The sequence below is a fragment of the Paraburkholderia sp. SUR17 genome (genome assembly GCF_029536165.1).
GTDB lineage: Bacteria > Pseudomonadota > Gammaproteobacteria > Burkholderiales > Burkholderiaceae > Paraburkholderia > Paraburkholderia kururiensis.
The window spans coordinates 238,039-249,171 of record NZ_CP120509.1; the positions used below are offsets into that span (position 1 = coordinate 238,039).

General features: G+C 60.3%; 8 protein-coding genes. 7 read left to right on the plus strand and 1 reads right to left on the minus strand.

Annotated elements, in window-relative coordinates:
* Window positions 1-23 precede the first annotated feature (23 nt).
* The 5 genes from P2869_RS18600 (at window position 24) to P2869_RS18620 (ending at window position 6,642) form a co-directional block, all read left to right on the plus strand.
* The gene (locus P2869_RS18600; protein WP_277599121.1) at window positions 24-1,046 is read left to right on the plus strand and encodes an AraC family transcriptional regulator; all 1,023 of its coding nucleotides are present in this window, start codon (window positions 24-26) and stop codon (window positions 1,044-1,046) included.
* Between the two features lie 267 nt (window positions 1,047-1,313).
* A complete protein-coding gene (locus P2869_RS18605) occupies window positions 1,314-2,432 on the plus strand; it encodes a sugar ABC transporter substrate-binding protein (protein WP_277599122.1) in 1,119 nt (372 codons plus the stop codon).
* Between the two features lie 61 nt (window positions 2,433-2,493).
* Window positions 2,494-4,038, plus strand: coding sequence for a sugar ABC transporter ATP-binding protein (locus tag P2869_RS18610; protein ID WP_277599123.1), 1,545 nt, complete (start codon window positions 2,494-2,496; stop codon window positions 4,036-4,038).
* Entirely contained in the window at window positions 4,035-6,077 is a 2,043-nt protein-coding gene (locus P2869_RS18615) for an ABC transporter permease (RefSeq protein WP_277599124.1), read from the plus strand. Before P2869_RS18610 ends, P2869_RS18615 begins: the two co-directional genes overlap by 4 nt.
* A 37-nt stretch (window positions 6,078-6,114) precedes the next feature.
* Entirely contained in the window at window positions 6,115-6,642 is a 528-nt protein-coding gene (locus tag P2869_RS18620) for a cupin domain-containing protein (RefSeq protein WP_277599125.1), read from the plus strand.
* A gap of 38 nt (window positions 6,643-6,680) precedes the next feature.
* Here P2869_RS18620 and P2869_RS18625 read toward each other — a convergent pair whose 3' ends face one another.
* Window positions 6,681-7,712: a phosphotransferase gene (locus tag P2869_RS18625; RefSeq protein ID WP_277599126.1), complete on the minus strand. Its 1,032-nt coding sequence runs from the start codon at window positions 7,710-7,712 to the stop codon at window positions 6,681-6,683.
* A 593-nt stretch (window positions 7,713-8,305) separates the two neighbouring features.
* On the opposite strand from P2869_RS18625, the gene P2869_RS18630 reads away from it, so the two are divergent.
* Window positions 8,306-9,340, plus strand: coding sequence for an ABC transporter substrate-binding protein (locus P2869_RS18630; protein WP_277599127.1), 1,035 nt, complete (start codon window positions 8,306-8,308; stop codon window positions 9,338-9,340).
* 76 nt (window positions 9,341-9,416) lie between these two features.
* Window positions 9,417-11,102, plus strand: a complete 1,686-nt coding sequence (locus P2869_RS18635; protein ID WP_277599128.1) for a GMC family oxidoreductase N-terminal domain-containing protein — start codon at window positions 9,417-9,419, stop codon at window positions 11,100-11,102.
* Window positions 11,103-11,133: the final 31 nt, after the last annotated feature.

Sequence of the window (11,133 nt, forward strand, 5' to 3'; positions counted from 1 at the left end):
CAAATGGGACACGGAGGACCGATGTGTCAGCGAGACTGCCGTTGCTGAACGAGCGCATTTACGCTCCCTATAAAATTGAAATGCTGGTGGAGGTCCTGGGCGAACAGGGGATTCCGGCAGAAGAATGTCTTCGCGGAAGCGGCCTCGGCGTCGATGAAATCCACAATCCAGACCGCCTCACCTCGGTGCGCCAGTACCTTGGTGTCTGCCGTAATGCGGTCAACCTCTCCAGGGACCCTGCAACGCCATTCAAGGTCGGATTGCGGATGCATCTTTCCGCGTACGGGATGTACGGCTACGCCTTGATGTGCAGCGAGACGATGCGGGACTTCTTCAATCTCGGCGTGAAGTACCACAAGCTGGCGACGCCGACGCTGACTATCCAGTGGCGCGAGGATGCCGACGCGGCAGTCTGGGTGTTTCCGGACGCTTTCATCACGGGCCCTTCGCGGGAACTGAAGGAGTTCCTCATCGAACAGCAGTTTGGGCAGCACGTTACCCACTTGCGAGATGTCGCTGGCCGGGAAACAGTGGCCACCAGAGCCTGTTTTTCATTCCCGGCGCCGGCTCACGCCGCCATCTACGAACAGTATCTCGGGTGTCCGTGCTACTTCGACCAGCAAGAGTGCGAGCTCTATTACCCTGCGTCGCTTCTGGACCAGCGCCCGCAGCTTGCCCATCGGCTGACATCGACGCTGCTTCAGGAGACGTGCGACAGGCTTATTGGCCAAACGAAGACATCGACCGGAACCGCTGGCGAGATCTATCAACTGCTGATGCGCACGCCCGGCCAGTTCCCGACGATGGAGGAGGCGGCGAGCGTGCTCAGCATGACACCGCGAACGTTGCGGCGCCATCTGGAAGCCGAAGGCACAACGTTCGCGCAGATTTCAGACGATGTTCGGTGCTCGCTCGCTACGGAGTACCTGCGAATGACCAAGCTCAGCACTGATGACATCGCAAATCTCGTCGGATTCGGCGAGACGTCCAACTTCCGGCGCGCGTTCAAGCGCTGGACGGGCAAAGTCCCCAGCGACTATCGCTGACCCGGTCTCTTCCGACCCTCCAGGCCGGTTTCCCCTATAGGGAAAGCACTAACTATCCTCAAAATGCCCGCCGCATAAGGACCGACGGCGTTTCGGATACGGGCATGTCCTTTTCGCACGTTTTCGTGTCCTGTAAAGACCTCGCCCGCGCGCAGACCTCTCCTTACTATCAGGTCACTTTCCGGTGCTGAGGGAAGTGTGTGACGTTTGCATGGGAAACGCTCCCGGTTCGCGCGCGCGATTCGATAAAAAGGACAGGAGACAGAGATGCGATTCTCTCGGGCGGTCGTTGCCGCCGCTACAGCTTTTGCGATGGCCGCCATAATGGCGGCCCCTCAGGTCGCTCACGCTGCCGGGAAGTACAAGGTCTTCCTGAGCATGAGTTATTCAGGGAACGACTGGCAGACTGAAGCGCAGAACATGGTCAACGCGATGGCCAAAGCGCACAGTGACCAGGTCGACCTGAAAACCCAGATTTCCGGTACCGACGTTCAGCGCCAGATTCAGCAAATCAATGCGATGGTACAAGCGGGAGCGAACGCCATCATCGTGTATCCGATTTCTCCGACCGCCCTTAACCCCGCTATCCGCAACGCCTGTGCGAAGCACGTGGTGGTCGTCGCGTACGATTCAAAGGTCACGGAACCGTGCGCATACAACGTGTTCACCGACCAGAAGAAGCTCGCGACTGACAGCGCGGAATGGGTCGCCAACAAGATGAACCATAAGGGCAACCTCATCTTCATTACGGGGGTGCCCGGCACCACCGTCGATACCGAAAGAAATGAGGCCGCGCACGCTGTGTTCAAGAAGTATCCCGACATCAAGATTGTCGGCGAGCCCAACGGCATGTGGTCTGCTGCAGTTGCGCGCAAAGCGCTGACGGAGACGATGTCGACGCGCAAATGGCCCGACGTCAACGGCGTGTGGGGTGGTGCCGCGTGTTACGTCTCCTGGTCGATGGAGCGAGAGGCCGGCGTCCCGGCGGACAAGCTTGTCCCGTGCGGGTCCGAAGGGACGAATGGTATGCGCGTCGCCATGCTCAAGGCAGGTACGCAGACGAGCGGAAAAGGCGACTACGCGCCGGCTGGCGCACCTGGCATCTCCATCGAAAGCCATCCGGCCGCAGGCGCCCTCGCGCTCAAGCTCGCTTTGAAGGTGCTCGCGGGACAGTCCGTATCCCGGATAACGATGATGCCGCTTGCCGTTGTGACGCCCGATACCGTGAAGCTGTGCAAGACCGGTTCGTGGGCCGAGATGCGGGATGGCTGCAACACTTTTGACCCGTCGCTCGTCCCGCCGGGCTGGTTCGCCAATATCTATAGCCCGGACACCCCGGAGATTGGTCTTGCGGCGGCGCTTAAGGGCGAGCCAGAACCGAAGTGATGACCGGGGCGCCCGGTCGTTGCGCCGGGCGCTGCGGTCCGATAGCCGGACGGAGCTTCAGATGAGCAGCACGTATGCAATCGCCATCGACGGTGTCACGAAGAGGTTCGGGGCGACCGTCGCACTCAATCGAGCATCCCTGCAGATACAGCAGGGCGCCGTGCATGCAATCCTCGGCGAAAACGGCGCGGGAAAGTCAACGCTCATCAAGGTGCTGAGCGGTATCGTGCGGCCAAACGAAGGCACGATTCACGTCATGGGAAAGCAGGTTTCCTTCTTGCGGCCTGATGACGCCCAATCTGCGGGAATTGCCACCGCATTTCAGGAACTCTCCCAGATTCCTCATCTCAGCGTAGCGCAGAACATGCTGATGCCGGCGGAGCCAACCCGCTTCGGATTGAGACGAACAGGAGAGTGCATCAGGTTGGCGCTAGAGATTCTCCAGGAATTCGGTCTCGGCGACATCGACCCTCACTCACTGGTCAAGGAACTGGACCTGAGCGTACGTCAAAAGCTGGAGATTGCGTATGCCATATCGCGTAAGCCGAAAGTCCTTCTGCTTGACGAGCCGACGTCCGCTCTCACCAGTCAGGACGTCGTGTGGCTCGGCAAACGGATTGCGGACTGCCGTTTGAAGGGAATCACCGTTGTGCTCATCACCCACCGCATGCCCGAGGTCCGGGAGTTCTGCGCAGAGCTTTCGATACTACGCAACGGAACGTGTATTGGGACATTCAAGTCCGATGAAATTGCCGATGACGAAGTCTTCCGCCTCATCATGGGGCGAACACTCGGCTCGGCGTTCCCGGAGCGCCTCCCGCTTCCAGACGCGTCGATGCAACCTCGCCTGGGGGTCAAAAATCTGGGTTCTGGCAACCGGCTTCACGACGTGTCGTTTGAAATCCGGCCGGGCGAATGCGTGGGCATCGTCGCCCTGCAAGGCATGGGGCAGCTCGAGCTCTTCAAGGCGCTCTTTGGTCTCGCGCGTGCCACGACTGGAACAATAGAAGTTGACGGCAAGACCGTTAGCGTGAAGTCGCCTCGCGATGCGATTAACGCGCACATAGGCCTAAGCCTCGTCCCGGAAGAACGTAAGACCGAAGGACTGGCTCTCAACCTGTCGGGCCGCACAAACATCTCGCTGCCCACAATTTCGCAATTCTCGCGTTGGGGAAGAGTAGAAAGGGTTGCCGAGACACTGGCTGTTTCGCGCGCCCTCAAGCGCGTGAACGGGGATATGCGCGGCCTCTTTGAACCGGCGTCATCCTTTAGTGGTGGCAATCAGCAGAAGTTTGTCATTGCCAAGTGGTTACTCGCTGAAAGTCGGGTATTGCTTCTCTTCGACCCAACGCGCGGCGTGGACGTCGGCGCGAAATTCGAAATCTATCAAGTGATGCGTAGCTACCTGGAATCCGGCGGAGCCATCCTGCTGCATTCCACGGAGATTCCGGAGGCCGTCAATCTTTGCGACCGCATTCTGGTCATGTACGCCGGGCGCGTTGTAGCTGAAATGGACGGGCGGGTTGCCTCGGAGCATGAGATTACGACAGCAATGCTCGGAAGCAAACTGGCCGTGGGCCAGCGAGTCGTGAAGGGGCAAACATGATGTCTACCCTCGCAAGGCAAAGCCACAGGCGCCGGTTGCGGCCGGGTCGTCTGGGACGGCACCGCGGTCTTCTGGTTGCAATCGCTGTTCTCGCGATTGTTTTTGCTGTACTCGCACTCAGCCTTGCGCAGCCTTTTGGCTATAGCGACCTGAGTTCGACGGCGTCGAGTACGGCGAGTCTCGCGCTTGCCGCAATCGGCGAAACCATCGTCATCATCAGCGGCGGCCTCGACCTTTCCGCAGGCGCAGCCATATCGCTTGGCAACTGCCTTTTTGTGACACACGTGGGTGTGTCCATGGAGTCTTACGTCCTCTGGTCGTGCATCGCTATCGCAGCGTGTGGTCTGGTGGGTGCCGTCAATGGTTTCTTTATCGCCTACATCAGACTACAGCCTGTGGTCGTCACGCTGGCGACCATGTTCATGGCCCAGGGCATCACACTGCTTGTGATGAAACAGCCGGGAGGAACGGTTCCGCAAGATTTCTCCGCCGCGCTCGCAGGTGACGCTTTCGGTGGTCGCGTGCCTATGCCTCTTGTTGTTATTGCCATGGGGCTTCTTGCATGGCTGGTACTCAAGAACATGCGACTTGGGACCGCAATCTATGCCGTCGGTAGCGATGAGTCGGCTGCCTATCTCAAAGCGGTTTCAACACGTTCTGTAAAGTTCTGGGTGTATGTCATTGCAGGCTGCTTCTATGGTGCATCCGGTGTCTTCTTCTCGGCACAAACCGGAGGTGGTGACCCGCTCGCTGGAGCAGGGATGCTGTTGCCAGTTTTCGTCGCTGTTGTGCTGGGCGGGACACCGCTCGGCGGTGGCCGCGGAGGCTGCCTTGGCACGGTCGTTGGTGCGTTCTCGGTCACGCTGATTGCGAACATGCTGCTTGTGCTCAACGTATCGACCTACTACAGCACAATCGTCGAAGGCTTCATCCTCATACTCGCTGTCCTCGGCTCGACTGATGCAGGCAACGTTCTTCGTTCACTGAGCTTGCGCGGGCTTATGCGTTCAACCGCGAAACAGAAAACATCATCAAAAATCAAATCGGCGTGCGTCGAATCGAAGGGCGAAGCCCTGCCGGACGTGTCCCTACGAGACCGCCTGCGTTACAGCGCGGAGACCTTGCGTACCTGCCTCCCGTCCTTCGCGGGTCTGGTGCTCCTCGTCGTGCTGACCCTGTCGCTAAATGCTGGCATTGGTGTCGGCGCGTACCTTCAGTCGATGCTCGTGCTGTCTTCGTTCCTCGCTGTACTCGCGTTGGGCCAAGGCGCAGTCGTACTTGGCGGTGGCCTCGACCTGTCCGTTCCCTTTACGATTACCCTGGCTGGTGTCGTCTTGACCGGGCTCGCGAATGGGGCTAACGCTGCCGGTATCTGGGCTATTCCGCTGGTCCTATGCCTTGGTGCGTTGATTGGAGTGGCGAACGGTATGGGTGTGGCGTTCCTGCGTATTTCGCCCCTCATCATGACGTTGGCCATGAACGGCATCCTGCAAGGCGCCGCACTCGTTTATACGAATGGCTCGCCTACGGGCTTCGCGCCACCTGCTGTCCAATGGCTCATGACAGGACGGCTCCTCGGCGTTACACCGGTCATATTTGCGCTCATCGCATTCGTGTTTGCGGCGTATATCCTGCTGCATTCGACCGTGTATGGTCGACGCCTGTTCGCAGTGGGAAGCAATCCCGTCGCTTCCGAATTCTCCGGGGTTCCCGTAAAGGGTGTCCTCGTGTCGACGTATGCCCTGAGTGGGCTTTGCAGTGCACTCGTTGGAGTGATGTTGAGTGGATTCACCGGACAGGCATTCAACGATATGGGAGACCCATATCTCTTGACCTCGATAGCTGTTGTGGTCGTTGGTGGGACGCTCATGACCGGGGGGCGCGGAAACTACGCCGGTATGTTTGGCGGCGCCTTGATGCTGACATCGCTCTCAACATTGCTTTCGAGTTCCACATTGCCCTCAGCGGCAAGAAGTATCGTGTACGGCGCCGTTGTGCTCGCAGCCGTTGTCGCCATGCGCGAAAAGCGCCCGTCCTGACCCTGATGGCCGCGACATATTTCAAAGGAGACATCCCATGTTAGTTCCCGTTCGCCGCATCGTTACCCATAACGACGCAGAAGGACGCTCGTACGCGCTGAAGGATGAGATAGCAACGAATATCATCGGTACGTTGACAGAGCTTTGGACGACCGGTCCCGCACCTCACGACCATAAGACCATCGACGACGCTGGCGCAAAATCGAAGACGCTGGAACCGGTGGCCAACGGGACCGTTTTCCGTTACTTCCAGATTCCACCGCAGTCTTCGACTGAACACCTCTCACGAGAAGAAAGGTTGAAAGCGTGGAGCGACCTGTTCCGCAACATTGGCGCGTCCCATTGCCAACCGGATACGAGTCGCGACCCGGGGATGCATATGACTTCGACGACCGATTACATCATCCTGTTGTCCGGCCAGATTACGCTGGTCCTCGATAAGACCGAACACGACCTCAAGCCATTCGATGTTGTGATTCAGCGTGGTACTAACCATGCCTGGGTGAATCGCGGCACCGAAGAAGCGCTCCTGATGGCGGTGCTCGTTGACGCCAAAGGCGTTTAAGCACCTCACTTTAGCGAGTGTGCGTTCAGAGAGGTGCATCACTCCGGCGTGGTCAACCCCTGCCACTTCTCCATCAGGGCGGCAATGTCCTGGAACCACACGTTGGGGAGGTTCTGGACGCCCACTGCGCCGGCGCCCGCGTTGCCGGCGTATTCGCCCAACAACCACATCATTCGCACCGGAATAAAAGTCGCCACTGCACGGTAGTCTGCTTCCGGTATAGGTGCTATTGACCTGTAGCCGTCAATGAAGGCTAGCCACCTTGCACGTGATTTTTCGTCGGGCTCTTCGCGATGCGTGGCCAGCAGATTGCCCCAGAGGAAGACCGAAAGGTCGTAGGCGAGATAACCGGGCCCGCTGTCATCGAAGTCGAAGAACGCCGCACGTCGGCTGCCATCGCCGCCAATGCGAATCATAGTATTGCCGCCGTGACAGTCCCCATGGCATATGACGCGCGATAGCGACGCTTCGGTGGTGGAGAACCTGTCCTCTAGCGCTGTCGCTATCTCGGTTAGTTTTCCCTTTACCTCATCGTCCAGATGCCTGAGTGCCTTTATGCGGGATAGCGGTCGAAGCAGTAGATGAGCGATGTCAAGCACATAGCGACTTTCAGGACCGGCATACGTCTTGGCCCCGTCGTGGATGCGCGCCAGTTCGGCACCAGTCAGCCGGACATCATCCAGGTCATCGCCAAGATGCTTGCCGTCAAGGTAGTCAAAGACTGCGAGTGAACGAACGCCCTCAGGCGCGGGCACGTCTGTCGACAGGGCACCATCCCGTGTCCTGTGCGCGGCGGCAACTGCAACCCCCTCTGCCTTCAGATGTTCGAGCAACGATAGCTCGAAGTCCGCATTACCTTCACCGCGAGCCCTTAGTGCTGCAAGCCTCGCGATTCTGCGCTCGCCATCTGCAAGCTGGAGTTCGTAGACGTCGTTGAACCCGCGACGCAAAAACAGGCAACTATCAATCTGCCCTACCGCGTATCGGCTTTCGACGGCCTCGGCGATGCTGTCAGCTTCAATTACTGACCTCACCGCCCGCAGCTGGGGCGAATCCACAGATTGGTTCATGGGCATATTGAACGAAGGGGGAACGTGAAGCAAAACGTAGCACCGTCAGTAACGCTTGACTCGCACGCAAACAGCCATGAGACGGCGCACATCCGCGGACAGCTTATGCTTTATTTTGCGGACGGATTATGGGTAACGGCACACTGTTCCGGCTGCATCGCCGGAAACGTTGTCGGGCGGTCTCCCGACAATTCTCTGTTCCGATACTTCCTGACCGATCCGTTGGCTTCCTCCGTTCCGGGGGGCAAGGAAAAGTTGCTGGCTCCTCGCGCCTATCCCGACGTATCTCTTCAAGACGCTCGCAAACGGCGTAGCGAACGCACGAAAGAAATTCGCTGCTGGACAGGATCCGGCCGAGGCCGGAAAGCACATAACGCAAATGTCGGCGAAGAGGGATCGTGTGGCGAACAGCGTCGAGGCCGGCATTACATCAAGTCATGCCGGCTCCAACAATTTCGGCGTTGTACCCGCGAAATTGGCTCACTATAGTCGAAGCACCCTGAGAGCGTGACCGCCCGCGCGGTCGCGCCGATACGGCGGTGTTCCCTCCCGGGGCAACATTGTTCTCTCAATCGAGTCGAGGAAGAGCCGTGATGAAACCGAAGAGCCTGAACCCGGTCGCCATAACACTTGCGCTCGTCTGCGCGCCCGCATTCGCCACCGGCGAAATAACATTCGTGTCGCAAGGCGGCGCTTACCAGGAAGCGCAGACGAAGGCGATTCTCGATCCGGCGGCAAAACAGCTCGGCATCACGATCAAGCAAGACAGCATTCCGGACGCATGGCCGCAGATCAAGGCCCAAGGCTCGGCGGGCAAGCCGATCTGGGACGTCGTCGATACGCCGACATCGAACTGCCTGCGCGGAGGCCACGAAGGGTTGCTCGAGAAGCTCGACTTTTCGAAGATGCCGAACGCCGCGGCCGTGCCGGAGAAGTACCGCACGCCATACTCGGTCGCGTACGAGTTCTACTCGACCGTGATCGGCTACAACAAGAAGACTGTGAAGAAGGTGCCGCAAAGCTGGGCGGACTTCTGGAACGTGAAGGGTTTCCCGGGCACGCGCGCCCTGCGCAATGATCCTCAAACGGTGCTCGAGGCCGCACTGCTCGCCGACGGCGTACCGCGCGACAAGCTCTATCCACTCGACGTCGATCGTGCGTTCAGAAAACTTGCGCAAATCAAACCCGATATTGCCGTGTGGTGGACTTCCGGCGGCCAGTCCGCGCAGTTGCTGCACGACGGGGAAGTGGATATGGAGATGATCTGGAACGGTCGCGCGAGCGCAGTCGCGAAAGACAATCCGGACATCACTTTCACCTATAACGACGGCATTCTTCAGAACACGCAGTTGTGCATTCTCAAGAACGCGCCGAATCTCGCAAACGCAGTGCGCTTTGTCGACACGGCCGTATCGCCCGATCTTCAGGCCAACCTGCCGACCTACATCGACTATGGTCCCGGCAACCCGGCTGCGTACAAGACCGGCAAGATCTCGGCGAAGCGCGCGAGCGAGTTGCCGAGTTCGCCCGAGAATGCGAGCAGGCAGGCCCTGATGTCCGAGGAATGGTGGGCGTCCGAAGCCGGCATTCAGGCGAAGGCACGCTGGCTCAAGTTCATGCAGCAGTAGCGCAACGACTCATCGCGCGCCGCCTGCACGAGCAGCCCGCACGAGCCCTTCGCTGCGCATCGACCACTCGCCCACCGTGTACGACTACCTCATTCTCGGGGGCGGCTCGGCCGGCTGCGTGCTTGCCGCACGGCTCACCGAAGAGGCCGGCAAGACTGTTTGCCTCGTCGAAGCCGGCCGTGATCTCACCCAGGCGTCGATGCCGGCCGATATCCGCAGCCGATATCCGGGGCGGGCCTATCTGGATACACGCAATATCTGGCAGCGTTTGCATGCGCGCATGAGCGCGCCGGCCGCGCGGCGGCGCTACGAGCAGGCGCGCGTGCTCGGCGGCGGCTCGGCGATCAATGCGCTGATGGCCAACCGCGGCGCGCCCGCCGACTATGACGAATGGGACGCGCTCGGCGCAACGGGTTGGACCTGGGCACAGTGTCTGCCTTATTTCCGCAAGCTCGAAACCGACTGCGACCTGGACGGACCGCTTCACGGCACCAATGGCCCGCTGCGCATCCGCCGCGCGAGCGCCGATCGCCTGTCGCCATTCGTGCGCGGCGTGCTCGGCGCGCTTGCGCGGCACGGTCATCCGCTGCGTATCGATCAGAACGGCCCGTGGGAAGATGGCGCCTACGTGGGCGCCATTGCGGTCAGTGCGGCAGGGGAACGTATTCCCACGTCGATCTGCTATCTCGACGCGACCGTCCGGGCGCGTCCCAATCTGACGGTGTGCACCGACACGCTCGTCGAGCGCGTGAGATTCGAAGGCCGCCGTGCAATCGGCGCCGACGTGCGCCTGGCCGATGGTGCGTTCAATACGTTGCGTGCGCGACGGATCATCGTCTGCATGGGCGCGATCCACAGTCCGGCACTTCTCATGCGCAGCGGGATCGGCCCCGCCGACGAGCTTGCCGCATCCGGCATCGGCGTTGTCGTCGCCCGTGATGGCGTTGGCCGAAATCTGATGGAGCACCCGTCCATTGCGGTATCCGCGTTCCTGCCGCGCGAAATGCGCACGCCGTTTCCCGACGAGCACCATGAGCAGGCCATCATCCGCTACTCATCAGGGCTGCCAGGCACACCTGCAGGCGACATGCATGGCGCGATTCTGTCACGCTCGGGCTGGCACTCGATCGGATATCGGCTCGGCACGATGTTCTTCTGGGTCAACAAGTCGTACTCGCGCGGCCGCGTGCGGCTCGCCTCCGCGCATGCGGAGGAAGAACCGCTTGTCGAGTTCTCGATGCTGTCGGACCCGCGTGACCTCGAACGGCTCAAAGGCGCTGTACGCTTCGGCGCGCATACGCTTGCCGACCCGATGTTCGCGAGCGCGCTCGGGCCGATCTTTCCGTCGAGCTACTCGCCCCGCGTTGCGTCGGTCGCGCGGCCCGGCAAGTGGAACGCGATGCAGCGCGGCGTACTGAGCGCGCTGCTCGACAGCGCCGGGCCGCTACGTGGCACGCTGGTCGAGCACATCATCACGCAAGGCGTCTCGCTCGATACGCTGCTTGCCGACGACGCGGCGCTGACTGCGTTCGTCATGCAATCGGTCGGTGGAACATGGCATCCGTCGGGCACCTGCCGAATGGGCGCCGCTCACGACCCGCTCGCGGTGACGGCACCGGACGGCTCGGTTTTCGATGTCGAGGGACTGACGGTGTGCGATGCATCGCTGATGCCTTCGATCCCCTGCGCGAATACGAACGTACCGACAATCATGATCGCGGAGCGGATCGCCGATATGCTGCGAGGGCGCCAGGGCGAATAGCGGGGGGGCGCGCTGCGGTCGACGGCGCGCG

Excerpts from the sequence above, each read along its gene's own strand:
- P2869_RS18605 (WP_277599122.1), top strand. The coding sequence starts at position 1,314 with ATGCGATTCTCTCGGGCGGTCGTTGCCGCCGCTACAGCTTTTGCGATG.
- P2869_RS18625 (WP_277599126.1), bottom strand. The coding sequence starts at position 7,712 with ATGAACCAATCTGTGGATTCGCCCCAGCTGCGGGCGGTGAGGTCAGTA.
- P2869_RS18630 (WP_277599127.1), top strand. The coding sequence starts at position 8,306 with ATGAAACCGAAGAGCCTGAACCCGGTCGCCATAACACTTGCGCTCGTC.
- P2869_RS18610 (WP_277599123.1), top strand. The coding sequence starts at position 2,494 with ATGAGCAGCACGTATGCAATCGCCATCGACGGTGTCACGAAGAGGTTC.
- P2869_RS18620 (WP_277599125.1), top strand. The coding sequence starts at position 6,115 with ATGTTAGTTCCCGTTCGCCGCATCGTTACCCATAACGACGCAGAAGGA.
- P2869_RS18615 (WP_277599124.1), top strand. The coding sequence starts at position 4,035 with ATGATGTCTACCCTCGCAAGGCAAAGCCACAGGCGCCGGTTGCGGCCG.